The sequence below is a fragment of the Knoellia sp. S7-12 genome (genome assembly GCF_040518285.1).
Taxonomy (GTDB): Bacteria; Actinomycetota; Actinomycetes; order Actinomycetales; family Dermatophilaceae; genus Knoellia.
In genome coordinates, this window is record NZ_CP155449.1 from 4,138,535 (window position 1) to 4,163,720 (window position 25,186).

At 68.7% G+C, this 25,186-nt stretch carries 24 protein-coding genes; 6 read left to right on the top strand and 18 right to left on the bottom strand.

Features of this window, described 5'->3' with window-relative positions:
- Nucleotides 1–15 precede the first annotated feature (15 nt).
- The 9 genes from V6K52_RS19865 to V6K52_RS19905 all read right to left on the bottom strand — a co-directional run bounded on the left by V6K52_RS19865 (nt 16) and on the right by V6K52_RS19905 (nt 12,326).
- Nucleotides 16–2,430 (bottom strand): transglutaminase-like domain-containing protein, encoded by a 2,415-nt coding sequence (locus V6K52_RS19865; RefSeq protein ID WP_353951839.1) that lies wholly within the window; start codon nt 2,428–2,430, stop codon nt 16–18.
- Nucleotides 2,427–4,076: a DUF58 domain-containing protein gene (locus V6K52_RS19870; RefSeq protein WP_353951840.1), complete on the bottom strand. Its 1,650-nt coding sequence runs from the start codon at nt 4,074–4,076 to the stop codon at nt 2,427–2,429. Before V6K52_RS19870 ends, V6K52_RS19865 begins: the two co-directional genes overlap by 4 nt.
- A gap of 2 nt (nt 4,077–4,078) precedes the next feature.
- Nucleotides 4,079–5,047 (bottom strand): MoxR family ATPase, encoded by a 969-nt coding sequence (locus tag V6K52_RS19875; RefSeq protein ID WP_353951841.1) that lies wholly within the window; start codon nt 5,045–5,047, stop codon nt 4,079–4,081.
- A gap of 397 nt (nt 5,048–5,444) precedes the next feature.
- Nucleotides 5,445–6,137 (bottom strand): hypothetical protein, encoded by a 693-nt coding sequence (locus V6K52_RS19880; RefSeq protein WP_353951842.1) that lies wholly within the window; start codon nt 6,135–6,137, stop codon nt 5,445–5,447.
- Nucleotides 6,138–6,141: 4 nt separating this feature from the next.
- Complete coding sequence (locus tag V6K52_RS19885; RefSeq protein WP_353951843.1) at nt 6,142–7,626, bottom strand: serine/threonine-protein kinase; 1,485 nt, start codon at nt 7,624–7,626, stop codon at nt 6,142–6,144.
- A complete protein-coding gene (locus V6K52_RS19890; protein WP_353951844.1) occupies nt 7,623–9,326 on the bottom strand; it encodes an FHA domain-containing protein in 1,704 nt (567 codons plus the stop codon). Before V6K52_RS19890 ends, V6K52_RS19885 begins: the two co-directional genes overlap by 4 nt.
- A gap of 10 nt (nt 9,327–9,336) precedes the next feature.
- A complete protein-coding gene (locus V6K52_RS19895; RefSeq protein WP_353951845.1) occupies nt 9,337–10,152 on the bottom strand; it encodes a protein phosphatase 2C domain-containing protein in 816 nt (271 codons plus the stop codon).
- The gene (locus V6K52_RS19900) at nt 10,149–10,685 is read right to left on the bottom strand and encodes a hypothetical protein (protein ID WP_353951846.1); all 537 of its coding nucleotides are present in this window, start codon (nt 10,683–10,685) and stop codon (nt 10,149–10,151) included. Before V6K52_RS19900 ends, V6K52_RS19895 begins: the two co-directional genes overlap by 4 nt.
- A gap of 186 nt (nt 10,686–10,871) precedes the next feature.
- Nucleotides 10,872–12,326 (bottom strand): CCA tRNA nucleotidyltransferase, encoded by a 1,455-nt coding sequence (locus V6K52_RS19905; RefSeq protein ID WP_353953824.1) that lies wholly within the window; start codon nt 12,324–12,326, stop codon nt 10,872–10,874.
- Between the two features lie 76 nt (nt 12,327–12,402).
- Between V6K52_RS19905 and V6K52_RS19910 the strand changes: the two genes are divergently transcribed.
- The 6 genes from V6K52_RS19910 to trxA all read left to right on the top strand — a co-directional run bounded on the left by V6K52_RS19910 (nt 12,403) and on the right by trxA (nt 18,125).
- Nucleotides 12,403–12,885, top strand: coding sequence for an NUDIX hydrolase (locus V6K52_RS19910; RefSeq protein ID WP_353951847.1), 483 nt, complete (start codon nt 12,403–12,405; stop codon nt 12,883–12,885).
- 63 nt (nt 12,886–12,948) lie between these two features.
- Nucleotides 12,949–15,159 (top strand): hypothetical protein, encoded by a 2,211-nt coding sequence (locus tag V6K52_RS19915; protein WP_353951848.1) that lies wholly within the window; start codon nt 12,949–12,951, stop codon nt 15,157–15,159.
- Between the two features lies 1 nt (nt 15,160).
- Nucleotides 15,161–15,739: an RNA polymerase sigma factor SigM gene (sigM, locus tag V6K52_RS19920; protein ID WP_353951849.1), complete on the top strand. Its 579-nt coding sequence runs from the start codon at nt 15,161–15,163 to the stop codon at nt 15,737–15,739.
- Between the two features lie 85 nt (nt 15,740–15,824).
- Nucleotides 15,825–16,637 (top strand): hypothetical protein, encoded by an 813-nt coding sequence (locus tag V6K52_RS19925; RefSeq protein WP_353951850.1) that lies wholly within the window; start codon nt 15,825–15,827, stop codon nt 16,635–16,637.
- Between the two features lie 102 nt (nt 16,638–16,739).
- Complete coding sequence (trxB, locus tag V6K52_RS19930) at nt 16,740–17,756, top strand: thioredoxin-disulfide reductase (RefSeq protein WP_353951851.1); 1,017 nt, start codon at nt 16,740–16,742, stop codon at nt 17,754–17,756.
- 33 nt (nt 17,757–17,789) lie between these two features.
- Complete coding sequence (gene trxA, locus V6K52_RS19935; RefSeq protein ID WP_353951852.1) at nt 17,790–18,125, top strand: thioredoxin; 336 nt, start codon at nt 17,790–17,792, stop codon at nt 18,123–18,125.
- A gap of 96 nt (nt 18,126–18,221) precedes the next feature.
- On the opposite strand, the gene V6K52_RS19940 is transcribed toward trxA, so the two are convergent.
- The 9 genes from V6K52_RS19940 to rpmH form a co-directional block, all read right to left on the bottom strand.
- On the bottom strand, nt 18,222–19,364 hold the full coding sequence (locus V6K52_RS19940; protein WP_353951853.1) for a ParB/RepB/Spo0J family partition protein: 1,143 nt from the start codon (nt 19,362–19,364) through the stop codon (nt 18,222–18,224).
- On the bottom strand, nt 19,361–20,407 hold the full coding sequence (locus V6K52_RS19945; protein ID WP_353951854.1) for a ParA family protein: 1,047 nt from the start codon (nt 20,405–20,407) through the stop codon (nt 19,361–19,363). Before V6K52_RS19945 ends, V6K52_RS19940 begins: the two co-directional genes overlap by 4 nt.
- Nucleotides 20,408–20,788: 381 nt before the next feature.
- Nucleotides 20,789–20,911 carry a hypothetical protein gene (locus tag V6K52_RS19950; protein WP_353951855.1) on the bottom strand — a complete coding sequence of 41 codons (123 nt, stop codon included), beginning with the start codon at nt 20,909–20,911 and terminating at the stop codon, nt 20,789–20,791.
- Nucleotides 20,912–21,397: 486 nt separating this feature from the next.
- Entirely contained in the window at nt 21,398–22,057 is a 660-nt protein-coding gene (gene rsmG, locus V6K52_RS19955; RefSeq protein ID WP_353953825.1) for a 16S rRNA (guanine(527)-N(7))-methyltransferase RsmG, read from the bottom strand.
- A gap of 62 nt (nt 22,058–22,119) precedes the next feature.
- Nucleotides 22,120–22,806 (bottom strand): R3H domain-containing nucleic acid-binding protein, encoded by a 687-nt coding sequence (locus tag V6K52_RS19960; RefSeq protein WP_353951856.1) that lies wholly within the window; start codon nt 22,804–22,806, stop codon nt 22,120–22,122.
- A 92-nt stretch (nt 22,807–22,898) separates the two neighbouring features.
- On the bottom strand, nt 22,899–23,906 hold the full coding sequence (gene yidC, locus V6K52_RS19965; protein WP_353951857.1) for a membrane protein insertase YidC: 1,008 nt from the start codon (nt 23,904–23,906) through the stop codon (nt 22,899–22,901).
- A 67-nt stretch (nt 23,907–23,973) separates the two neighbouring features.
- Nucleotides 23,974–24,267 carry a membrane protein insertion efficiency factor YidD gene (gene yidD, locus V6K52_RS19970; RefSeq protein ID WP_353951858.1) on the bottom strand — a complete coding sequence of 98 codons (294 nt, stop codon included), beginning with the start codon at nt 24,265–24,267 and terminating at the stop codon, nt 23,974–23,976.
- 7 nt (nt 24,268–24,274) lie between these two features.
- Nucleotides 24,275–24,709 (bottom strand): ribonuclease P protein component, encoded by a 435-nt coding sequence (gene rnpA / locus V6K52_RS19975; RefSeq protein WP_353951859.1) that lies wholly within the window; start codon nt 24,707–24,709, stop codon nt 24,275–24,277.
- Entirely contained in the window at nt 24,648–24,785 is a 138-nt protein-coding gene (gene rpmH / locus V6K52_RS19980) for a 50S ribosomal protein L34 (RefSeq protein WP_040884819.1), read from the bottom strand. The genes rnpA and rpmH overlap by 62 nt, the downstream gene beginning before the upstream one ends.
- Between the last annotated feature and the right edge of the window lie 401 nt (nt 24,786–25,186).

The following is a 25,186-nucleotide window of genomic DNA, read 5'->3' on the forward strand; positions in this document are numbered from 1 at the left end:
AGCGACGGAACGGCCTCACAAGGATCCTTCAGCCCCACGGGTGCGACGCAGCGACGGCAGGCTGGGCAGGCTCAGGCTCCTGGTGCGGGTCGAGCGGTCACGCTCGAGCAGGGGTCGGATGCTGATGTCGGACCGCAGCCGGCGCCACGTCGACACCGACCCCCGCAGTTCGCCGCGGACGACGTCGGCGTCACCGAGCAGGGTTGTGGCGACCTCGGGCTCGGGTTCGCCAGGTCCGAAGACGGAGGTGTTGGCACCCGTCGCGATGGGCTCGGCGGCCACGGACTCCGGGAAGGCGGTGGCCTGCTCGAGCCGGGTCGCGCCCTTGGGCACGGGGATTCCGAGGCTGCGGGCGTCGGTCACAAGGTCACGCCACACCCACGCCGCGCGCGACGGAGTGGGGCCGGTGGTGGCGTGCATCCGACGCCGGCGAGCCTTGAGCCAACGGATGAGGGCGTATGCCGCGAGCGCCAACAGGATCGGGAGCACCAGTGCGAGGACCAGGATCTTGAGCCAGAGCGGCCAGGCCCCGATGTCGAGCGGGTTGCGCTTCTTCTTCTTGATGTCCGTGGCGTTCTGCGCCTGGTCCGGGCCCTGCAGCACAGAGGGTGGGTTCACTCCGGCAGGGGGCGGCACCTGGGCGCCGACCTTCTGCTCCTCGGACTTGAGCTGCTGCTCGTTGGGCTTCTTGTTGCGGTCGGGCAGGAAGGTCGACGGCAGCAGCGCGTGCCAGTTGCCGTTGCTCTCCTGCACCTCGACCCAGGCGTGGACGTCCTTGCCCTTCACCGCGCCACCGGCCTCCGGGATCGCGCCCATGACCACGCGGCTCGGGATGCCGAGCCGGTTGCCGACGAGGGCGAGGGTCGAGGCGTACTGCTCGTCGTTGCCGGCGAGCTGGGTCGAACCGACGAAGCGACTGAGTCGGCCAAGGCCGTGGCCGGGCAGGTAGACCTTCTCGTAGGAGTTGGCCGTGCCGCCGTCGGTGTAGGCCCCTTCCTGGGTCATCGTCTTGGCGACGGCCACGAACTTCTCCCAGGAGCTGCCGGCCTGACCGGTCCAGGCGTCGAGCTTGGCATCGAGGAAGCTCGTGTCCTCACCGACCTGTGCACCGCTGGCGACATCGAGCTCCGCGGGAAGCTTGGTCGACCAGGTCTTGGCGTCGAGGACGGCGTCAAAGCTGTAGGTGTCGCCGGGCTGCACGAGCGCCGGGACCACCGCCGTCTCGGTCGCGGTGTTGAGCCAGAGCGCCTCGGCGAGGTCGTCGCCGCGGGCACCGTCGAACCGCACTCCGGTCGTCGAGCCGGCCACGGGCAGCCACGCACCGGCATACCCGCCCTCCGGGACGGTGACCGTCGCCGTGACCGTGTCACCCGTCGCGCGAGCCGCGATGCGGGATCCGACCTGCTGGAACGGCGTGCCGTCGATTGCTCGGTCGGCTGCGCCCCACACGAGGCCGTCGTAGTTGTCGAGTGTCGCGAACCGCACGGGCGCACCCGGCGGAAGGCCGGTGATCTTGAGGATCTCGGTGTCGAAGAGGTCCGCGGTGTTGGGTTCGGTGTATTGCCGGAACCCGGAGAGCGGACTGGTGAACTGCGCGACGTCATAGGGCGGTGTCAGCTCGTTGCGGACCACGGCCCGCGCGGACGACTCGTCGGTGCCGGGGAGGAACTGCCCGAGGAGCGATCCCGCGAGAGCCGCGACCGTGAGGAGAACGACACCCGTGATCGTGCGTGCCTGTCGGCCGGCGCCGTTCTGCAGGGCTGCGCGGGTGCGCGCGGCCCGGGCGACGAGCCAGAGGATGAGGACCAGGGCGAACAGCACACCTTGGACGAGCTTGGCCGCTGGCTGCTGCGTGCCGAGGGCGATGCTGCCGACGAGCAGGACGACCGGCGCGAGTGCAGCGGCGCCCACACTCGCAAAACGTCGGGCCACGCCGTAGGTGATCGCCGACCCGAGCAGAGCCGTGAGCCAGGGCAGGGCCACGAGGGGACCTCGCGCATCGACCGGCGGGAGCAGCGTGAGCCAGTCCTTCCACCCGGTCACCGGCGTCACCGCGAGGTCGCGGAAGGTCTGCAGCGTCGGCACCACTCCCCCGAGCAGGTCGCCGCGCACGGCCACCGGACCACCAAGGACGAAGTGGATGGCAACCAGAGCGAGCGCCGTGGCGATCAGCGGCCAGGAGCGGATCACGGCAACGTGCGCGACCAGGGTGCCGAGGACGACACCGATCGCCGCGGCCACCATCCACTCCCAGCCGATGAAGCCGGTGCGGAAGCCGACCAGGGCGATCGTGACGAGCACGAGCGCAAAGGTGAGGTCGACGAGAGCGTCGCGGGACGGCATACCCAGGATCGAAGGACGGTCGGCCGACTGACGGGAGCCGCTCCCCTTGGCGCGGGACCGGCGACTGGCGGTGGCGTCGGTGCTCAAGCGAGGACTCCACTGAAGAGGACGCGGCGGACGTCGGCGAGCTCACGCACGGTGAGGATCGTCAGGCCAGCGCCACGACGGACACCGACCTGAGCGTCGGGATCGATGACGAGCGCGACCTTGATGACCTCGACCTCGAACTGGGCGAGGGCCCGCTGGACCTGGATGAAGGGACGGTGTGAACCCGTGACGAGGATCGCGATGCTCGCGTCGGGCGCCAGGGCCGCGGCGTCACCGGTCGCACCGAAGATGTCCATCTGACCGATGCTCGCGCGGGCGAAGGTGTCGAGGGTGAGCGGGGCGGTGGAGCGGGAGATGCGCTGGTCGTTGCAGATGATCGTCGTGTCCTGCTCGTCCAGGATCGAGCGCACGGCGAGCGAGGCGGCACACGAGATCGCCAGCTCCACGGCGGCGTCCTCACCGGTGTAGACCTCCGGCGAGGTGTCGACAACGAGGGCGAGGTGCGAACGCCGGGTGTCGAGGAACTGACGCACGAGCAGGCGTCCGTGCTTCGCACTCGAGCGCCAGTGGATGTAGCGGCGGTCGTCTCCGGGCTGGTATTCACGCAGGGCGTGGAAGGCGAGGTCGGACATCGACAGGTCGGGCGTGACCTCACCCTCGAGGTCGCGCAGCAGTCCGGCACCGAGCGACTCGAGCGACGTCGTCAGGGGGTGGACGAAGAGTTCGCTCTGCTCGGTCCACTCCATGGTGCGGCGGACGAGGCCGAGCGGGTCGCCGTGCACCGTGGTCGCGGGGCCGACCTGGATGACGCCGCGGCGCTCGGTGGGGACGACGAACAGCTCTTCGTGGGACTTGCCGGAGCCGAGCGAGGGCAACGTGAAGCGGGCTGCGGATCGGCCGACGGGCAGCTCGACGAGCAGAGGGAGCATGCCGCGGCCCGAGAGATTGCGGACCTCGATGCGGCCGGTGGCGGGCTCGCCGACCGTGACTCGCGTCGGGTCGACGTCGGTGCGGATCTCGACCTTGGAGTGGCCGATCGCCAGGGCCACGCAGGCCAGGAAGAGCACGAGGCAGGCGACGGCGATCATGGCCAGCTCGGTCCATTCGTAGCGGCTCGCGAGGAACCACGCGACGAGGCCCAGTCCGAAGACCGTCCACCCGAGGGGCGAGACCCACGCCAGGGCCCGGGAGACCGGACGCCACACCGGCTCGGCCTTCTCCGCCAACGGCCTGATGCGGTCACCCGTGAGGTCGAGGATGCGGGCGCCGGTCTGGGTGATGGCCGAGGGAATCTGCACCCGGGGCAGCGTGATCGTCGGCAGCTCGGGGCGGCGACGGGTCGACCGGCTGCTGCCCACACTTGCCTGCGGCTCATTGCGATGCACGGCCTGGGTGTCGTCCTCGGGCTGGCGCAGGCCGAGGATCGAGCGCCACCGTGACCCCCCGGTGGCTGTGGCACCTGAGGAGCGCTGTCGGCTCGGCTGCTTCTGAGCCGGGCGGACCTTGAGGGACGAGCGGGAGACGGTTGATTCGTCACCGTCGACGGGACCCGAGGGGGCGGGTGGGCGCGAGCGTGACTCGCGCGCACCACGCGCCGCCGTCGCCTCAGCATCCGATGCCCCAGCATGCAGGTCGGAGCGTCGAATCGTGGCCGACTCCTCGTCGGGCCCCACCGGATCGGACATCGTCAGGCGACTCGCTCAGTCGGAGGCGCAACCTCGCCCAGGATCTGGTTGATGACCTGGTCCACGGTGATGCCGGCGAACTGAGCCTCGGCCGTCACGAGCAGGCGGTGGTTGAGGACCGGGTGGGCCAGCATCTTGATGTCGTCGGGGAGGACGTGCGTGCGACCCTGACCGATCGCCCAGGTCTTGGCGCAGCGCACGAAGGCGAGGCATCCACGAACCGACAGACCGAGGCGGACGCTGACGTGACGGCGGGTCTCCTCCGCGAGGCGCGACACGTAGTCCAGGATCGCGTCGTCGACGTGGACCTCGTCGGCGAGCTCGGCCATGTCGAGGATGACCTGGGAGGTGACCACGGGCTCGAGGGCCTTGGTGCGGTCACGGGTCTTGGCGTCGCGCAACACCCGCACGGTCGCGTCGTGGTCGGGGTAGCCAAGCGTCGTCTTCATGAGGAAGCGGTCGAGCTGGGCCTCGGGCAGGCGGTAGGTGCCGGCCTGCTCGATGGGGTTCTGGGTGGCGACGACCATGAACGGCTCGCCGACCTCGTGGCGAGTGCCGTCGACGGTGACCTTGCCCTCCTCCATGACCTCGAGGAGCGCCGACTGCGTCTTGGGTGACGCGCGGTTGATCTCGTCGGCGAGGACGATCGTCGCGAAGATCGGACCCTTGTGGAACTCGAACACCTTGGTGTTGGGGTCATAGATCGTCACACCGGTCACGTCGCTCGGCAGCAGGTCCGGCGTGAACTGGATGCGGCTGTTGGAGCCGTGCACCGTGCTCGACAAGGCACGCGCGAGCTGCGTCTTGCCGGTTCCGGGGAAGTCCTCGAGGAGCAGGTGCCCCTCGGAGAGCATGCACGTGAGGGCCAGTCGAATGACGTGCTCCTTGCCGAGCACGGCCTTGTCGACGTTGCTCACCATCGCCTCGAAGGTCTTGGTGAACCACGCGGCCTGGTCATGGGTGACCGTCATGGGTCGGGGTCCTCTCATCGCAGTGGTGGGGCGACACTGTCGGAAAAGGGGAAAGCCCTGTGTGGCCCCCGCAACCGATGTGTCACCCCCCGTGGGTGCTCACACACCTGCGAACCCCTCGACGCGTCAAGAAGTCACACGTATGCCGTGATGAATGCTACCGGCTGTCCCGCGCCTTCCCTATGGGTGTCCATACCCACTTCGGGCGGTTCCCCGAGGGGAAACTGGCGCCTTTGCCCGGCAAGTCCCAACCTATGGCCCCGCCGGGACCGCTGCGGGCGTTCGTGGATTTCTTCCCCCATTCGAGACCGGGCTCGGCGCGCGGACGGCGGATGGGACAGCGGCGAACCGGCATACGCGCAGGGAGCGCACGGCATACCCAAGGCCCAAAACGCATTCAGTCGAGCAGAGCGAGATCCGCTTCCGTGACCATGCGCGTCGACAAAGCATGCTCAACGAGCCGCGACTTGCGGTTGCTGGCGAGCTTGCCGGGGCCTCCGTGGAGTCCTCGAGTCCCAGCGTCGGCGAGCTTCTGACAGACGTTGTCGAGCTTGCGGTTGAACTTCGTCGTCGTCCAACCGAGCCGCGCGGCCGCCTGGGCGGAGGACGGGATCTGGCCCTGGCCGGCATACGTCGTGCGCACGAAGCTCTCGCAGAGCGCGACGACGAGCAGCTTCTGGTCGGGGGTCATCGACACACGGCCGACGGTCGTCTCACCCGGGGAGTCCTCGGGTTCGAGCTCGGGCTCGGTCTCGATCGAGGTGAACGTCGCGTCGTCGACGGTGATGTCGAAGTCGTAGGTCGTGGGGCCAGCCGTGAACCAGACGGTGAACGCTTCGAGGGCGAGCGGGATGCGGGCGCCGGGTGAGAGCCATGCCTGGAAGAGTCCCTTGCGGTCGCCGACGGTCGCGGTCAGCGTGGAGCCGACGTTGCTGAGCCACCACAGACCGTGCTCGCGGTGCACCTGGAGGAAGACGCGGTGCAGGTAGGGGTTGTCGTCGATCTCGATGTCGGCGACGCGTCCGATCGTCAGGGGGGCGTCGTCCAAGGCCCGGAACTCCTCGCCGCAGAACTCCACGGTCACTGCCATCGGGTCAGCCTCCAGTCACGCACTTGATGGGGGAGTATGGCGACGTGGCGCCTGCCGCGCGCGCCACCGCCACTTGCGCGCAGACCTGTGCGCCGGGCTTGGCCGCTGCGGTGTGCGGCATCTTGCGCACGGTCGTGACCTCGGCCTGCGCCACCTCCGCCTCGCTCGCAGCGATGCGCATCCGATAGAAGTCGCCCTTGCGTACGCCGGCGTAGTTCCAGCTGAAGGCCACCCCACCGGCGACGGCCCGGCCATCCATCGCCGGCTGCTCCGGGATGTCGACGACGGGTCCGCCAGCGCCGGCGGTCACCGACGCAGAGGGGGCGTCAGTCGCCTCGTCGGTGGGCTCGTCGCCACGAAAGCCCACGGCCCAGACGAGGGCGCCGACGAGCAGCACCATGAGCACGCCGACACCGGCGAGGAGTGCGCCCCCACTGATGGTCGTTGGTGCAGGGCCGTCGTCGGTCCCGCCCTCGGTCGTGGCCGGCCGGGACGCGGGGGCTGGCAGGTAGGCCTGGGCGGACGAGACGGTGGGCGCGCGCACGCTCGTGCGGTCCGGGTCGGTGTGCTCGGGTGCGACCTGGCTCCGGCTGTCGGCGACGGTCGTGTGACCGGACTCGTCGAGGACGACGATCGGGGTGCGGGCGAAGCGCTGTTCCTGCTCGATGGCCTGGAGGGCGCGGGCGAGGTCGATCGCACTCTGCGGGCGGGCGTCGGGCTTCTTGGCCATGGCGTGGCCAAGAAGGCGTTCCAGGCTGAGCGGGACATCGGCTCGGCCGGTCTGCGGGACCGGTGTGGCCCGGATCCGCGGCATGAGCGAGTAGGCCGAGTTGTCGCCGCCCGGCTGCTCGAACGGCGAGCGCCCGACAAGGAGGTGCCACAGCGTGGCCGCGAGCGAGTAGACGTCACTGCGGGCGTCACCATTGCTCTGCCCATAGAGGACCTCGGGTGGGGACCAGGGCACGGAGACGCCGACGTCCTCGTCGTGCTCCTCCTGGCCGCCACGGCCGGCGATGCCGAAGTCGGTGAGGCCGGGTGAGCCGTACTGGCTGATGAGGACGTTGGCCGGTTTGATGTCGCGGTGGATGATGCCCGCGCGATGCGCGGTCTCGACCGCACTTGCCAGTTGTATGCCGGTGCGCAACACCTCTTCGACCGTGAGCCTTTCCCGCTTGGCCCGGGTCGCAAGGTTGGGCGGCGGGTAGTACTTCATGACGAGGTAGGCGCCACCGTCGGGGAGCTTCTCGCTGCGGAAGACCTGGACGATGTAGGGGTGGTCCGCGAGCTGGGCCATCGTGTTGGCCTCGTCGACGAACTGCCGCAGGATCGTCGGCGTCAGGCCCTCACGCTTGAGGACCTTAACCGCCACGGGCATTCGCGGCTGCTGCTGCTCATAGAGGAAGACGTCGGCATAGCCACCCGAGCCCAGGGGCTGGCGATAGACGAGTCCGGGGATCTCCGGGGCGGAGCCAGGTGCTGCTCGGCTCACTCCGAGACCTCATAGGTGAGGGAGACCTCGTCGGCCAGGGTGAGGATGGCGCCGGGTTCGATTCCGAAGTCCTCGGTGGGGCGCAGCCGCACCGGCTCCTGGCCGGGCAGCGTCACCGTCGTGCCGTTGGTCGAGCCGAGGTCGCGGACGAGCACGTGCCAACCCTCGAGAATGACCTCGGCGTGGTTGCGGGAGATGTCGTTGTCGCGAGAGGCGAGCCGGACGAGGTGCGGTCGGCTGCTGGGTGGGAGGTCGGCGTTGACCTTGGGCGCCCGGCCGAGGAGGATCCCGCGGTCGAGTGGCACGAGGCCACCGGTCGACACGACCAGGGTGCCCAGCTGGGGGCGCGGCGTCTGGAACGGCTGCTGCGTCGGGATGTCCCGACTGCACACGCGGCAGTTGCTGGCGTGGGGCGACGAGTGGTGGCCCGCCGGACACAGGACAGCGAGCACGACGGGGCTGTCGGCAGGGCCTTCGGTCCCCGGAGTCAGCGCGCTGCGGTCCATCGTGACGTCCGGCACGGGCACGGGCGACGCGACAACTGCGGAGGCTTCGGCGGGTTCGGCTACCGGTGCGGAGGTGGATGCCGATGCCGGCTCTTCCCCGGGCGGGGGCTGGGTGGGCGGCGGTCCGGTCATGCCCCAGTTGTCCGGGCCGGTGGGTCCGTCAGCAGCCACGGGCTCGGGCGACGGCTCAGCAGCCGGGCCAGCGCTCGGGGCAGCAGTCGGGACAGGCGGCGCGACCACGGACGGTCCGACGGGTTTCTCAGCGTTGCCGGGTTCGCCAGGTTCGCCAGCCTCGTCTGCTGACTGTTCGCCGGCAGGAAGCGTCCGCCACGGGACGCTGTCGATGAGCACCTTCTTGTCGGGCGCGGCCACCTTCACCGGGGGGATGCGCTCGGCGGGCGTCGATCCGGCGTACTCCTCGGACGGCGGCAATGTCAGGTCGGCTGGCGGGACCGGCGGGGCGAGCGCGGTCGGTGACAGTTCGGGCACCTCGCTGTCGGCGGGCTCAGGCTCGGCTTCTGGCTCCGAGTCCGCAACAACCTCGGGCTCGGGCTCGGCGACGGCTTCGGGCTCCAGCTTCGGGACCGGCGGAGCTGAAGGTGCCGGCTCGGGCTCGGGCTCGGGCTCGGGCTCGGGCTCGGGCTCGGGCTCGGGCTCGGGCTCGGGCTCGGGAACAGCGTCCACCTCGGCCTCAGGGGCAACCTGCTCCACAGCCTCGTCGGCCCCAGCCTCGTCGGCAAGCTCCGGCTCGGGCTCCGCGTGAGCCTCCGGAGCGACGTCGACCTCGGGCTCCCCTGCCGGCACCGGGACCACGGCGGGTCGGCCGAGGCGTGCTGGGCGGCGCCAGCCGCCCCGTCCTCCGTCACCCAACTCGATGACGGCAGCGTCGAGATCAAGGTCGCGCCACGGCATACGCCCGTCTGCAGAAACATCCGAACCGTCAGCGCGCACGACGGCCTCACCACGCACGACGACGCGGGTCCGGTCACCGGAGGTGTCGACCAAGGCGAAGTCCGGCAGCGCACCCAGTCCGTCACGACCGAGGGTCTGGAGCACCTCGACGAGCCCGGCATCCAGCGGACCCTGCAGATCACCCGCGACGACCGATGACCCCTGAACGATCAGATGACGGTCGGCGGCGGATAGCGCGACCCACCCCGCGGAAGGCTGGGTCGTGACCTCGGTGCTGCTCACGGTGGGTTCCTCAGGTCGGCATCAGAGTGTGACGGGGAGCCGTGTCGGCCTCGTCGTTGTCATCTTCGTCGGCATCGAAGGCGACGACGACAACACTGATGTTGTCACGACCCCCGGCCTCCACGGCGGCCATGCACAAGGCGTCTGCGGCAACCTGGGGGTCGTCGTACTTCTGCAGAGCCACCATGATCGTGCGGTCATCGATCTCGTTGGACAGTCCGTCACTGCACAGGACGAAGCGCTCACCGGGGTGCGGCGGGAAGACCCAGACGTCCGCGGTCGGCCCCGGTTCGGTGCCCAGGGAGCGCGTGATGATGTTGCGGAGCGGGTGCCTCAGCGCTTCGTCGGCGGTGATGAGTCCGGCGTCGACCATCTCGCGGACCTCGGAATGGTCCTGGGTCACCATGCTCATCCGGTTGCCGAGGAAACGGTAGACGCGGGAGTCGCCGACGTTGAAGACGATCCAGTGCTCGGCGCCGCCGGCATCGACGACGGTCAGGCCGGCGACGGTCGTGCCCATGCCGGTCTGCTCCGGATGGCGGGCCGCAGACTCGAGGATCTCCGTGTTGGTGCGGCGCAGCAGCGCGACGATGTCCTCGGAGCGGACGTGCTCACGGGTGTTGAGCTCCCCCAGACACTGGACCGCGATCTGGCTGGCGACCTCACCGGCGGCGTGACCGCCCATGCCGTCGGCGATGGCATAGACGCGGCCCTGCGCGATGAGGCTGTCCTCGTTGTGGTCGCGCACGCGGCCGACGTGGGTCGCGGCGCCGGAGCGGATGCGCACGTCCGGCCCCGTGAGCGAGGCGTAGTGGCGGGCGCTCACGCGTCGTCTCCGAGCGCGGGGGTCAGCCGCACGGTTTCCAGGACGTCCTGGACCTCGTCGTAGTCGCGCTCGGAGTGCGGGCCGGCGATGCGGCCGGTGAGGCGGGCGAGTTGCGTGACGTCGCCGGCGGCGATGGCTGTCACCAGGTGCACGACATAGACAGGTTCGCCGTCGTCGATCCACGAGACGTTGAGACCGGTCCAGGTGCGACCGTCGAGGTCGACGGCAAAGGTCGGGTCGGCCTCACCTTCGTCGTGGGCCTCCGCCTCGATGACGAGATCGTCGACGAGATCGTCGGTGGTCGCCTCGCGCGACGTGTGGATGTATGCCGTCAGCTGGGGTGCGAGGTCCCCTCCCCTGCCGTGCGTGGCGCGGAAGAGTGCGTCACCACCAGGTTCGGCGATCCAGCCCTCGGGCAGGGTCAGCTCGATGGTCGGGAGCTGCGGGCTGAGCGCGCTGGGATGACCCACCGTGGGCATCGGGGCCACCTCCAGAGCGGTCGGGGACAGCGCCCTCACCGGGCGCCGTTTCATGATCCGAGTCAGCCTAGCCGTGCACCAGTGGTGAGCACGATGGGGAGAACTCCCCACTGACTTCTGCGCGGGCCGACGGACATGCAGTGGTGCTGCTTTCTGCACTCGGGCGTGCGTGACTGGGCTGGTCGGTGCCGGCCGGAGCCACGACTGCATGTCCATTGGCCCGCGGCCTCGCCGAGCCCGTCAGGCCTGCGGCGTGGACTCGGGTTGGTCGGCCCACCAGGTCCGGAGTCGGTCGGCGGCGGCCTCGGGTCCGATGGGGCCCTCATCGAGCCGCACGGACAACAGGTACTTGTAGGCCCGACCGAGCACCGGCCCGGGCTTGATCCCCAACACGTCGGCGATCTCGTTGCCGTCGAGCTCGGGTCGCACCGCCGCCAGTTCCTCCTGCTCGAGGAGCAGCCCGATCCGACGCTCCAGCTCGTCATAGGTGCGCGAAAGTCGCTGTGCCTTGCGGACATTGCGGGTGGTGCAGTCTGCCCGAGTGAGCCGGTGCAACCGGGGCAGCAGGGGTCCGGCGTCGGTGATGTAGCGCCGCACCGCCGAGTCGGTCCACTGCCCCTCGCCGTATCCGTGGAAGCGCAGGTGCAACTCCACGAGCCGCGAGACGGCCTTGATCGTCTCCTTGTCGAAGCGCAGCGCCTTGAGCCGCTTGGCGGTCAACTTGGCGCCGACGACTTCGTGGTGGTGGAAGCTCACGCCTCCCGCCGGCTCGAACCGACGCGTCGCCGGCTTGCCGATGTCGTGGAGCAGGGCCGCCAGCCGCAGGACGAGATCCGGCCCAGGCACGGGTTCAGCGGGCCCGTCGGTCGGACCCTCGAGGTCGATCGCCTGCTCCAGGACGATGAGTGAGTGGTCGTAGACGTCCTTGTGACGGTGGTGCTCATCCACCTCCAGCTGCAGTGCCGGGAGTTCAGGCAGCACGTATGCCGCGAGCCCACTTGCCGTGAGCAGCTCCAGTCCCGCGCGGGGCCGGGGAGCAAGCAACAGTTTGACCAGTTCGTCACGCACCCGCTCCGCCGAGACGATCTCGAGGCTGGGAGCCATCGCCTGCATCGCGGCATACACCTGCGGAGCCGGGACGAGACCGAGCTGCGCGACGAAGCGCACGGCGCGCATCATCCGGAGCGGGTCGTCGCCGAAGCTCACCTCGGGCGCAGCAGGGGTGCGCAGCACGCCTGCCTCGAGGTCGGCCAACCCGCCATGGGGGTCGACGAACTCGAGTGAAGGGAGCCGGAGCGCCATCGCGTTGACGGTGAAGTCGCGCCGGACGAGGTCCTCCTCGAGCGACTCGCCGAACGCGACGACCGGCTTGCGGGTCACACCGTCATAGGCGTCGGCGCGGTAGGTCGTGATCTCGACAACTGTCTCAACGCCGTCGACCCGGCGCCGGGCCCCGATCGTGCCGAACTCGCGGCCCATGTCCCACGTCGCCGTCCCCCAGGAACGCAGGATCGCCTCGGTCTCATCGGGCGACGCGCTCGTGGCGAAGTCGAGGTCGGGAGGAGTGCGGTCGAGGAACGCATCGCGCACGGGACCACCCACCAGAGCCAGCTCGTGACCCCCCTGGCTGAACAGGGATCCGAGCTGGGTGAGCAACGGCAGCACCGGTGCGAGACGGGCGACGGCCTGCTTCATGAGCGCAGCGGGAGGCGGGGTGGGTGACACGAGTGACAAGAGTAGGTGCATCAGCGGGCGTGGTTAGAGTGACCAGATGAGCCATGCCGCAGCGGAACCACCCCGGGTCATCCGGCGGCTCCCTGCGGTCGAGGAGCGATCCGCCGGAGGCGTGGTCGTCGATGTGCACGACGGAGAGGCACGGATCGCCGTCATCGCGCGGCGCAACCGGGCTGGCCGCGTCGAGTGGTGCCTGCCCAAGGGGCACATCGAAGGCGCCGAAACCCTCCCGCAGACCGCCGCCCGAGAGGTCGCGGAAGAGACCGGCATACAGGGCAAGGTCCTCATCGAGCTGGGCACGATCGACTACTGGTTCGCGGTCGGTGACCGGCGGATCCACAAGTACGTCCACCACTACCTGCTCGAGGCGATCGGCGGCGTCCTCACCATCGAGAACGATCCCGACCACGAGGCGATCGACGTCGCCTGGTTCGCCCTGCGCGACGCCCACCAGCACCTCACGTTCCCCAACGAGCGCCGGATCGCCCGGATCGCTTGGCAGCGGCTCGCCGGAGACTGACCCCCGCGTCCTCCCCACGGCAACACATAGGATGAGCGCCACACTGAGTGGAAGGGGCACCCGTTGGAGGGCGTCGGACCGGGAACCACCCTCGATGGGCGCTACACCACGCAGCGCAGGATCGAGCAACGCCACGGGGGCGAACGCTGGACTGCTGACGACACGACCCTCGGGCGCTCCGTCGTCGTCCTCTGCCTGGCCGACTCCGACCACCGGTCCAGCGCCGTGCTCGACGCGGCTCGGCGGGCTGCCGGTGTCGACACATCCACCCTCCACCGGGTCCTCGACGTCGGCCGCGAGCGCGGCCTCGCCTGGGTCGTCGAGCCCGACAACGCCGGCGCACGTTCGCTGGCCCAACTCGTTCACGAAGGCGGACTCCCCGCGGACGAAGTGCGTCGCATCGTCGGCGAAGTGGCGACTGCTCTCGAATCTGCCCGCCAGCGCGGCCTGCACCACCTTGACCTGCGTCCCGAGGACGTCCTGCGGACCCTCGACGGCGAGGTGCGCGTGCGCGGCGTCGCCACGAGCGCGGCTCTCGTCGAACTCGACGACCTCGAGCCCGATGACGCGTCCCGTCGCGACGCCATCGGCGTCGTCTCCTTGGCGTATGCCGGGCTCACCGGTCTGTGGCCCGGTGACGGTCAGACGTCGCTCGGGTCCGCCCCCCGCGTCCTGGGGGGCGTCGCCGCTCCGTCCGAGATCGCTGCCGGAGTGCCGCGCGACCTCGATGCCCTTTGCCGGTTGACCCTCGGTGAGGATCAGGGGCCGACGTCTCCTGGCGACTTCGCCCGTCAGATCGCGCCCTGGCCCTCACGTCAGGTGGCAGGACGGTCCACGATCGCGACGACAAGTGCGGTCGATCCTCGCGTGTCCACCGCCTTGTCCCCCGCGACACCACGGGTCACGTCTGCCGCAACGACCCCCGGCCCGACGCCAAGCCCGAGCGCACAGCCGGCCCCCGTCCCGACGACCGCACTTGCCCCGGCAGCCCTCGACCGCTCGGCCGAGGACGGAGACGTCGAGGTGTTCGAGGACGACTCGCCAACCCGGGTCATTGACCGGCGCGAGCTGGACGAGCCATCGGTCGACGAGAGCTCCCCGGTCACCGAAGCCATCCCGATCTCCGACGTGGCCGTCACCACGACGCCCCGCCCCGAGCTCGACAGCACGGCCGAGTTCGCGGCCGTTGCCCCCACGCCCGAGGCACGCACGCCTCAGCCGGCCACGGCCGACACTGATGAGGTCGATGGCGACACCCACGACGACTCCACCGACCGCCACCCGGCCGACGCAGGCGACCATGCGGCCTCGGGGCCCAGCGCCGCCGGACCCAGCGCCGCTGCGAGCGCGGCGGCGAGTGCAGCCGCGGCCGCGTCGGCTGCCGGTGCTGCCATGTCCGGTGCCGGGTCGGTCGTGGCCGGTGCCGTGGGTCGAGTGGGCTCACGAGTTGGCACGTTCAGCCGACAGGTCGGCGATCGCGCCGCTGAGAAGGCGGCCGAGCGCCGCGGCTTCCATGAGCGGATCACCGGTCCCAACGCCCCCGGCCTGACGCCAGACGGTGAGAAACTTCGGCCCGGGACCGGGACCGATGCGTTCCTCGAACCTCCCGCGCCACTCGTGCCCGCTCAGCCCTTGACCAGGGACGAGTCCAAGGTCGCCCTCGGAATCGTCGCCGCCTTCCTCGTCCTGGCCCTGATCGTCGGTCTGTGGGGTGTCTCGCGGATCGGCTCCAACACCAACATCGACTTCGGTGGGGTCCCTGCCCGGTCCATCTCTGCCTCCCCCACCCCATCCACTCCCTCCGCAAGCGGCTCAGCAAGGGCCCCCAGTGCGACGACGGGTGAGGCTCTGCAGATCCTGGGTGCCGACGGATTTGACCCGCAGGGTGACAGCCGCGAGAACGGCACGCGCGCACCGCGTGTGTTCGACGGAAACCCCCAGACCGCCTGGCAGTCCGAGGGCTACTCCTCAGCGAGCTTCGGTGGGCTCAAGCGTGGCGTCGGCGTCAGTGTCGACCTCGGCCCCAATGTCGCTGCCCGCGAGATCAGGCTCACCCTTGCCAACAGCGCCGACGTCGAGGTCTACGTCAATGCCGAGCGCACCCTGTCCGGGGCCATCAAGGTGGGCGAGAAGGCCGACGCCAACGGCACGGTGTCGTTCCCGGTCAAGGCCGGCACGACCGGCCAATACGTCATCGTGTGGTTCACCGGCCTCACCACGGACGACAGTGGCCGCTACCGCGCCATCCTGGGCGAGGTCGAGGTCAAGAACTGACATGGCCGACCTCGAGGGTGCCGACGATCGCGCCCTCATGGCCCGTCACGTCGCTGGTGACACGGACGCTTTTGGCGAACTCTTCCGCCGGCATCGTGATCGCCTGTGGGCTGTAGCCGTGCGCACCACCGGCGACCGCGAACTGGCTGCCGACTGCGTCCAGGAGGGTTTCATCAACGCGTTCCGGCGTGCGGGGTCCTATCGCGGCGATGCTGCGGTGTCTACGTGGCTGCACCGGATCGTCATCAACGCCTGCCTCGATCGCCTGCGGCGTGAGCGCGACGTCCTTCGCCGCGCCGGGGACGCCGCGGACATCGACATCATCGACACCCACGACCGTCACGGCGAGGCGCTGACCGGCCTCGACGTCCGCGCGGCTCTCGCGCAGCTCCCGGAGCACCAGCGCGTCGTGCTTGTCCTCGTCGACATGCACGGTATGCCGGTTTCCGAGGCTGCGCTGACCCTCGGTGTCGCTGTGGGCACGGTGAAGTCGCGCTGTGCACGTGGACGCGCAGCCCTGGCAGCGCTGCTCGGGCAGGCATCCGACGACGTCAGTCGGGAACCCGGGGCGACCTCGTGACGTCCTACCAAGAGGGCCACACCCTGCCGCGGCCGCTGTGCGACCTCGCCGGCGGTCACTCGACACCTGGCCTGAGGAGTTGGTGGTGAACACGCACGACGACGACACGGACCCGACCGGGATGCGTGCGCTGCTGCGCGGGCTCCCGGATCCGGGGCCCATGCCCGACGATCTCGTCGACCGGATTCGCGCCTCTCTTGCCGACCTGCCGCCGCTCGAGGGCTCCGGTGTGGACTCGGCCGAGGGGCACCAGTCCGCGACAGGCGTGGTTTCACGTGAAACCACGCATCCCGCTGCCACCCGAGCGTCGTGGTGGGCGCGACACGGGAGCCACGTCGCCGTGGCTGCTGTCGTCCTCGTCGGTGGCGGCGTCGTGGCCTCGATTCCTTTCGGTGAACTCGGTTCCGTATCGAACACCGAGGGCGCCGCTTCTGCCGGTTCCGACACGGCCGGCGACCAGAGCAAGTCCTTCACGGAGTCGGACGCGGAACCCGCTGCACCCCAGAACACACCCGATCTGAACGACGCTGACGGTGGACGTCAGGCCGTTCTCGGGGCCATCGCCGTCCGGCTCTCCGGCCGCGCCTACACAGCGGCGGATCTGGCGAGCCAACTCGGCCCGGTGTACGCCAGCGGGGCCGGTCCGACGACCACCCCGCTGACGGCCGAGGCCCCAGGCATCGGCCCGATCGGCACGGAGATCGGTGTGCGGAGCTGTCTCGAGGCGCTCGGGCTCCCCCGCGCGACCCGCGCAGACGTGGACCTCAGCACCCTCGACGGGACTCCGGCCGCGGTGCTTGTCGTGACCCTCGAAGGTGAGCGGACGGCATACGCCGTCGGTCGTGACTGCACCACGGACAACCCGGCCCTGCTCGCGGGACCGGTGGCCCTGCCCTGACCGCGGGTCGGGCCGAGTGTCGGGAACACTGAGCGCCTAGGATCAGTTGCAACCTTGACCACCGTATGTAGCGGTGGTTTCCCACCACTGCCACAAGGGACGGTGTTCGTGAGCTCCCCCGCCGACGCAACCAATGGCCAGGACGTCAGTGCCCCAAGAAGCGTCATCATCATTGGGTCCGGCCCGGCCGGATACACCGCAGCCGTGTATGCCGCCCGCGCCAACCTCCGGCCCGTGCTGTTCGAGGGTGCCGTCACCGCTGGTGGGGCGCTCATGAACACGACCGAGGTCGAGAACTTCCCCGGATTCCGCGACGGCATCATGGGCCCGGTCCTCATGGACGAGATGCGAGCCCAGGCCGAGCGCTTCGGCGCCGAGCTCATCACCGACGACATCGAGATTGTCTCGCTCGACGGTGAGATCAAGACCGTCGTCGACGGCGAGGGCCGCACCTGGCGCGCCCGGTCGATCATCCTGGCCATGGGTTCGGCCTACCGCGAGCTCGGCCTGCCCGATGAGAAGCGCCTCTCCGGCCACGGCGTCTCGTGGTGTGCCACCTGCGACGGGTTCTTCTTCCGCGACCAGGACATCGCTGTCGTCGGAGGTGGTGACTCCGCCATCGAGGAGGCAACCTTCCTCACCAAGTTCGCCCGGTCGGTCACCCTGATCCACCGTCGTGAGGAGCTGCGCGCCTCCAAGATCATGGCTGAGCGCGCCCTCACCAACGACAAGATCAAGTTCGCCTGGAACAGCGAGGTAGCCGCAGTCAACGGTGGCGACAAGCTGTCCGGTGTGACGCTGCGTGACACAGTCACCGGCGAGCTCAGCGACCTCCCCGTCACCGGCCTGTTCATCGCGATCGGCCACGACCCGCGCAACGAGCTCATCAAGGGCGTCATCGAGCTGGATGCAGAGGGCTACGTCCTCGTGCAGGGGCGTTCCACCCTCACCAACCTCCCCGGCGTCTTCGCCTGTGGCGACCTCGTCGACCACACGTACCGGCAGGCCATCACGGCTGCTGGCTCTGGATGCGCGGCGGCCCTCGATGCCGAGCGCTTCCTCTCCGCGGCCGAGCACGCGGGCGCACCCGCTCCCGCTGCCGCCCTCATCGCCCACTGACCACCGCCCCAGCCCGACTCGGAAGGATCCACCATGGACACCACCACCTTCACCCGCACGACCGACGACGCCTCGTTCGATACTGACGTCCTCAAGAACAGCAAGGTCACGCTCGTCGACTTCTGGGCCCCCTGGTGTGGCCCGTGCAAGGCGATCGCTCCTGTCCTCGAGGAGATCGCCCGCGACCACGCCCAGAAGATCGACGTGGTCAAGCTCAACACCGACGAGAACCCGAGTGTGACCGGCAAGCTCGGCATCACCTCGATCCCGACGATGCACGTCTACAAGGACGGCGAGATCGTCAAGACCATCGTCGGTGCGATGCCCAAGCCCAAGCTCCTCCGCGAGCTCGAGCCCTTCCTCGCCTGACCCACTGCACCTCGAAGAAGCCCCCGGCCGCCAGGCCGGGGGCTTCTTTGGTTTGTGCGAATTCCGCTGTGCTGCAACGCTTTTGGTGGTGCTACCTCAGGCTTGGCCTCTCAGGTGCATGGCGTCGAGAATGCGGTTGAGGTCCTCGACCGAGGCGAACTCGATGGTGACCCTGCCCTTGGATTTGCCCAGAGCGATGCCGACACGGGTCTCGAGGCGGTCCGAGAGATTGGCGGCGAGGTCGTCGAGCTGCGGGTGACGGCCACCGGCGCGGGGACGGCGTTTGGCCGGCTTCTCGTCGTCGACGCCGAGGGAGACGATCTCCTCGACCGAGCGGACCGAGAGGCCCTCGGCGACGATGCGCTGGGCGAGCCGCTCCATGGCCGCGTGGTCCGGGACGCCAAGAAGGGCGCGAGCGTGTCCGGCTGAGAGAACTCCTGCGGCAACGCGGCGAGCGACGACCGGGGGCAGCTTCAGCAGGCGCAGGGTGTTGCTGATCTGGGGGCGCGAGCGGCCGATTCGGGAGGCGAGCTCCTCCTGGGTGCAGGCGAAGTCATCGAGGAGCTGCTGGTAGGCGGCCGCCTCTTCGAGGGCGTTGAGGTTGCTGCGGTGGAGGTTCTCGAGGAGGGCGTCCCGCAGGAGGTCGTCGTCCTCGGTGGCCTTGATGATGGCCGGGACGGTGTCGTTGCCGGCCTCACGACTGGCGCGCCAGCGCCGCTCACCCATGATGAGCTCGAACTCAACACCCTCCGGGACGTCTGTGGCATCCGCAGGGACGGGGCGCACGACGATCGGCTGGAGGACACCGATCTCGCGGATGCTGTGGACGAGCTCGGCAAGGTCGTCCTCGTCGAACACGGTGCGGGGCTGGCGCGGGTTCGCGCGGATCGAGTCGAGTGGGAGATCGGCGAACTGCGCACCCGGGACGGCGACCAGTTCGGGACCTTCTGAGGGTGACTGCGAGGAGCCGTTGGTCGATGCCTTGTCAGCGTCACTCAGGCCGTTGACCTGCGACAACGCAGTGGGCGACACCGCGTCTGGGCTGGTGCCCGGGTCCTGCGCCGACGGTCCTGCATGGTCAGAGGTCGGTCGCTCAGCGGTGTCGACTGACCCTGCCGCCGGTTCTGACGGACGCTCCTTGAAGAAGACGTCAGTCGGGCGATTGGCCCCTGTGCCGCCAGCGCCGGGAGGGATGAGGGCACCGAGTCCGCGGCCCAGGGCACGTCGCTTGTCGCTCATGAGCGATCCTCACTGTTCTCGGCGGCGTTCTGCGCTGCCATCTCGGAGGCGGCCTCGAGGTACGAGAGGGCGCCGCTGCTGTTGGGGTCGTACGTCATGACGGTCTGGCCGTGGCTGGGCGCCTCGGAGATGCGCACCGATCGGGGCACGGACGCCTTGAGGGTCTGGTCAGGGAAGTGGCTGCGCACCTCGTCAGCGACCTGGGCCGAGAGTCGGGTGCGACCGTCAAACATGGTGAGCAGGATGGTCGACACGTGGAGGTTCGGGTTGAGGTGATCCCGGATCAGCTCGATGTTCTTGAGCAGCTGTGACAGGCCTTCGAGGGCGTAGTACTCACACTGGATCGGGATGAACACCTCGCTGCCGGCGACAAAGGCGTTCACGGTGAGGAGGCCAAGGCTCGGCGGGCAGTCGATGAAGACGTAGTCCACCGTCTCCCCACGCTCACCCAGCTCGGCGACGTACTTCGCGACAGCCTTCTGCAGGCGCGTCTCACGGGCCACCAGTGAGACCAGCTCGATCTCGGCGCCGGCAAGGTCGATCGTCGCCGGTGCACACAAGAGACCAGGGACGTCAGGGCAGGCCTGCACCACCTTGCTCAGCGGATCCCCATCGACGAGGACGTCGTAGATGCTCGGGACCTCTGCGTGGTGGTCAATCCCCAGGGCCGTGCTCGCGTTGCCCTGCGGGTCCAGGTCGATGACGAGCACGCTCGCACCGGCCTGCGCCAGAGCAGCGGCGACATTGACCGTGGTCGTCGTCTTGCCGACGCCACCCTTCTGGTTCGCCACCGTGAGCACGCGAGTGTGGGCGGGACGTGGAAGTTCACGACCCACGAGGGTCATTCGCTTCCGGGTGTCCGCCGCGACCGCCTGGGCCAACGGAGTGTCCGCACCGGCCTCGGGGATGTCCGCCACGTCGCCGTTCGCCTCGTGCGACACCTTGGCCAGCGCGTCGGCCGCTTTCTCCGACTCTGTCAGGTCCGTTTCACGTGAAACGTCATCATCCTCGACCACAGCTGCTGCGGATTCACTGTCCCCCACGGGATTCCCACTCCCGGTCAGCACCCCAACATCTGACACTTCCGGCACCCCAGCCTCTGATTCCAACTCGTCCACAACAGCAGGTGGCGCTGTTTCACGTGAAACATCACCGCGTTCGACGCCATCCGGACCGGGCCAACCCAGTGAAGCTGTCTCGGATCCGGGAAGGGCGGGAAATCCCAACCCAGGGGTCACACGGCGTTCGGCCTCGACTGCCATCGTCGGGATCCACCTCACGGTTGTCGGTCAAGGAGCCCCAATCCAACCCCAACCACCCCCGACACGCCAAAATCCCATCCCGCCATTCCCCCAGTTCCGCTCACAGCACAAAGTTTCACGTGAAACACCCCGCCCCGCTCCTCACCTTCCGGTGGTCGTGGGTCAACCGTGGATCGCCGCAGTCCCATCCGCGCTGCGCGCGTTGACCGCACTCCGCGCGCCCACGTAGACCGTGGGACCCGCCGCCAGGCCCAGCCAGCGGCGATCCGGCATTGCTGCACTCACACAGGTCGCCTTCCGCAGTGGTCATGTTTCACGTGAAACATCGCACTTCGCGCGTCCCCGGCGCTTGGCGCGTTTGGCTTCTTGCCGCTGTCTCCCCGCGACCACACAGCCCCAACCACGAACCGCCCAGTCAATGACGAGTTGGCGTTGGAGCTTAAGACTGCAGAGGGTGAGACAGCCTGCACAGGCGAGGGTCACACGTCAGGTGACCACGGTGAGGGCTGGGAGCCAAAGGGGGCAAGACGAGGCGGTGACCCATGGGGAAGGGGCGGCGTTGGTTGAGAGGAACCGGTCGGAGCTGGAAGGTGACGGTAGGGAGCGAGGAAGTGCTTGTTCGCCGCTGGCTGGGCCTGGCGGGAGACGTGAGCGCGCTCAGCGCGCGAGCGTCGGATGGGACTGCGGCGAACAAGCACTTCAGTGCGCCCATGAGGGCACACGGCTGCGGCCCCAGTTCGAGGGAACAGGGGCCGCAGTGTCGAGCTGGGGTCAGCGCTTCTTCTTGCCCTTGGCGACGCGGGTTTTGGGCTGAAACGTGAGGTCCAGCGTGAGGGTGGGTTCGTCGAGGACGGTGGATCCATGCGAGGTCACCGCGTCAGCGACGAGGCCCAGCTTGTTGAGTTCGCGGCGGTCGGCGTCGAGCTCCTCTTGGGCTGAGCGTCCCTTCATGGCAACGACGGTGCCGCGGCCATCAAGGAGGGGGACGCACCAGCGGGCGAGCTTCGCGATGCGGGCCACGGCCCGGGCCGTGACCCACGGTGCGGACAGGACGCCGATGAACTCCTCGGCGCGACCGCGGTGGACGGTGACGTTGCCAAGTCCGAGGTCGGTGACGGTAGCGGTCAGCCAGTCCGTCCGGCGCTGCATCGGTTCGACGAGGTGGATCTCGAGGTCGGGGCGGGAGATGGCCAGGGCGATGCCGGGGAGCCCGGCACCAGAGCCCACGTCAATCAGTTTGGCCCCCTTGGGGAAGGCGTCCTCGATGACGGCGCAGTTGAGGACGTGGCGCTCCCACAGACGCGGAACCTCACGAGGTCCGATGAGTCCGTGACTCACTCCGGTGTCGGCAAGGATCTCGACGAACCGGGTGGCGGTCAGCAGCCGGTCCCCAAAGACCGCAGCCGCACCCGAAGGTGCGGCTGGCGGCAGGGCTGGGTGAGTGGCAGGGCTGTCGCCCTGCTCAGGGATCACCGTTTCACGTGAAACATCGCTCACGCGGGCAGGACCACGACGTGACGACGGGGCTCGACACCCTCAGACTCGGAGGAGAGGCCAGCCGCAAGAACCTCGTCGTGGACGACCTTGCGCTCGAATGCGGTCATCGGGTCGAGCGCGGTCTGCTCGCCGGACTCCTTGACGGAGGCGATGGCCACCTTCGCGACCTCGACCAACTCGGCGCGACGACCGGCACGGTGACCGGCAACGTCGAGCATGAGACGGCTGCGGTGCCCAGTAGCCGCCTGCACCGCGAGGCGGGTGAGCTCCTGGAGTGCATCCAGGACCTTGGCGTTGTCACCGACGAGGCGGCGGGGCACCCGGCCCTCTTCGGAATCGACGATCGCGACCGCTGCCCGGTCGCCGTCGATGTCGACGTCGATGTCACCGTCGAGGTCGCAGATGTCGAGGAGGTTCTCGAGGAAGTCAGCCGCGACCTCGCCCTCCTTCTCCAGATCGGCGGGCGCGTCCGGCGTCGTCACCGCGCGGCCAGCGGTGTTCTCAGCGCCGCGACCTTCGACGTCGTCGTTGTTCTCGGCGTCGTCCCCCTCGGGGGCTTCCTGCGACACCTCGAGGTCGGTGGTGTCAGTGGCGTCGGTGCTTTCAGGCGCCTCAGTGACGTCCGTCTGGGCCGCGTCGACCGCGTTGCGGTCCGCGGTCTCCTGGTCAGTCAGTTCACTCATCTGGTTGTTCCTCTCATGGCGGCTGACGCCTTCGTCTGCCGGTCCGGCGCCGTATCGTCGCAGGTCAGAGCCCTGATACGGCAGTTGTGGTCTCAGTTGTCGGTCGTGGTTGCCTTCTTGGCGACAGCCGCGGACCCACCCTTCTTCTTGGCCCGCTTCTTGCCCTTGGGTTGCACTCGCTGGCTCGACCGTTCCGCCGCAGCGGCGGCCTCGGCCTCCTCAGCGGCCTTGCGCTCCGCCTCGCCGGGGATCGGCTTGCCGCGCTTGGCCAGACGCTCGTGGAGCGCCTTCTCGGCAGCGGATCCGGGCGCCGGCATCTTCCGGATGACGTAGAACTGCTGAACCATCGACCACACGTTGGTGGTGAACCAGTAGAGAAGGACACCGATCGGGAAGTTGATACCGGACACGGCGAAGACGACCGGCATGACGTACATGATCAGCTTCTGCTGCTTCGCGAACGGGTTGTCGAGCGCGGACGCCGGCATGTTCTTGGTCATCAGCTGACGCTGCGTCGTGAACGTCGTGGCCGACATCAGGATGATCAGAACGACGGTGACGACATAGGTCGAGGTGTTGTTCGCGCGCAGGAAGGTATCGGAGAGTTGAGCACCGAAGAGAGTCGCGGACTCCGCCTGACCAGCAACCTTCGGGGTGATCGGGCCAATGGCCTCGTTCTGGCCGGTCGCGACCTTCTCGAGGCCGTTGAGCACACGGAAGAGTCCGAAGAAGAACGGCGACTGCACGAGGATGGGCAGACAGGAGGAGAACGGGTTGGTGCCCTCCTTGCGATAGAGCCCCATCGTCTCCTGGGTCATCGCCTGGCGAGACTCAGGGTCGTTCTTGCCCTTGTACTTCTTCTGGATCTTCTGCAGCTCGGGCTGGATGAGCTGCATCTTGCGCGAGGCGTTGATCTGCTTGACGAACAGCGGGATCATTGCCGCTCGCATGACGATGACGAGCCCGATGATCGACAGGGCCCACGCGGCACCGGACGCCGGGTCCAGGCCGATCCAGGTGAATGCCTGGTGGAAGCCGTACATGATCCACGCGACGAGGAGCTCAATCGGGCGGATCAGAGTGTTGAAGAAGTCGATCATGCTTTCCTTCGGTCATTCCGGCATCTCTGCCGGAGTGGGCCCACACAGTGTTGCTTGAGTGAGTGGGTCAGGTGGTGGTCTCGTGGGGGATGTGGCGCGCGATCAACTCGCCGTCATCAGGTTCTCCGGGAAGTGCTGGCACGTGGTCGACCCCGCCGGCCGCCCAGGGGTGACATCTGCCCAACCGCCGAAGCGTGAGCCAGGTTCCCCGGAACAGGCCATATCGGCCGAGGGCGGTCACGGCATACGCGGAGCAGGAGGGGTAGTAGCGGCACGTGGCCGGAGTCATCGGCGAGAGGACCAGTTGGTAGGCGCGCACGAGCCACACGAGTGGCTTGGCAGCGACCTGGCCTAGTGTCATATTCTGCTCATCGGTCCGTGGTAGTACGGCGAATGACCTTGTGCAGCAACGGTTCCAGCGCTTCGGACAACTCCGCCAACGTGGCGGTGGAAGCTGCCGGTTGTGCTCGAACGACGACGTCAACACCAGCCGGTATGCCGGTGAGTCGGCTCGCCATGGCGACGCGCAGTCGGCGCTTGGTCCGGTTGCGAACCACCGCGTTGCCCACGGCTTTGGACACGACGAAACCGACCCGCGGCGGGAGTCCCGCACGAGAGTCGGTCACGTTGGCGTGCACCACGAGGATCCTCGATCCCGCTCGCATCGCACCAGGAGCACGGATGGCCGACGCGAATTCCGACCGCTCACGCAGTCGATTCGGCGCCGGTAGCACCGAAGCCTCAGGCGGAGAGTTCGGAGCGGCCCTTGCGGCGACGGGCACCAAGGATGGCGCGACCCGCACGGGTACGCATGCGGAGACGGAAGCCGTGGGTCTTGGACCGACGACGAGTGTTGGGCTGGAACGTACGCTTGCTCACGGTGAATCTCTTCTCACGGGACGGACCCATCCGGACAAAACCGCATGGTGTGGGGCGTGTTGGGTCGTGCTGGCTCAGAGGCTGTGGGCAGGCGTCAACGGCCGCCACAACAGGCCTGTCAAAGGTACGTGAGAGCGGCATACCGGGTCAAACTCGCCCGAGAACGCCCGCGCTGAGCAGAGAACCGCCTATGCTCTCACCTCACGGTGTCAGCAGCTGGCACGACACGCGGGGCGTTCACGCGCAGGATGGCTGCGTAGTGGGTTTCGGCTTGCCGCAGGGGCACCTCCTTGTTAGCGTCACTCGGCATACCCACAGACTGTGGACAACTCTGTGGACAATCGCAGTTCCACGCACGAATGACGCTGAAAGGCTCGGGTGATCAGGTGCCGGATGTCGGG

Excerpts from the sequence above, each read along its gene's own strand:
- V6K52_RS19870 (WP_353951840.1), bottom strand. The coding sequence starts at position 4,076 with ATGTCCGATCCGGTGGGGCCCGACGAGGAGTCGGCCACGATTCGACGC.
- V6K52_RS19875 (WP_353951841.1), bottom strand. The coding sequence starts at position 5,047 with ATGACGGTCACCCATGACCAGGCCGCGTGGTTCACCAAGACCTTCGAG.
- V6K52_RS19880 (WP_353951842.1), bottom strand. The coding sequence starts at position 6,137 with ATGGCAGTGACCGTGGAGTTCTGCGGCGAGGAGTTCCGGGCCTTGGAC.
- V6K52_RS19900 (WP_353951846.1), bottom strand. The coding sequence starts at position 10,685 with ATGAAACGGCGCCCGGTGAGGGCGCTGTCCCCGACCGCTCTGGAGGTG.
- V6K52_RS19905 (WP_353953824.1), bottom strand. The coding sequence starts at position 12,326 with ATGAAGCAGGCCGTCGCCCGTCTCGCACCGGTGCTGCCGTTGCTCACC.
- V6K52_RS19910 (WP_353951847.1), top strand. The coding sequence starts at position 12,403 with ATGAGCCATGCCGCAGCGGAACCACCCCGGGTCATCCGGCGGCTCCCT.
- sigM (WP_353951849.1), top strand. The coding sequence starts at position 15,161 with ATGGCCGACCTCGAGGGTGCCGACGATCGCGCCCTCATGGCCCGTCAC.
- trxA (WP_353951852.1), top strand. The coding sequence starts at position 17,790 with ATGGACACCACCACCTTCACCCGCACGACCGACGACGCCTCGTTCGAT.
- V6K52_RS19940 (WP_353951853.1), bottom strand. The coding sequence starts at position 19,364 with ATGAGCGACAAGCGACGTGCCCTGGGCCGCGGACTCGGTGCCCTCATC.
- V6K52_RS19960 (WP_353951856.1), bottom strand. The coding sequence starts at position 22,806 with ATGAGTGAACTGACTGACCAGGAGACCGCGGACCGCAACGCGGTCGAC.
- yidC (WP_353951857.1), bottom strand. The coding sequence starts at position 23,906 with ATGATCGACTTCTTCAACACTCTGATCCGCCCGATTGAGCTCCTCGTC.
- yidD (WP_353951858.1), bottom strand. The coding sequence starts at position 24,267 with ATGACACTAGGCCAGGTCGCTGCCAAGCCACTCGTGTGGCTCGTGCGC.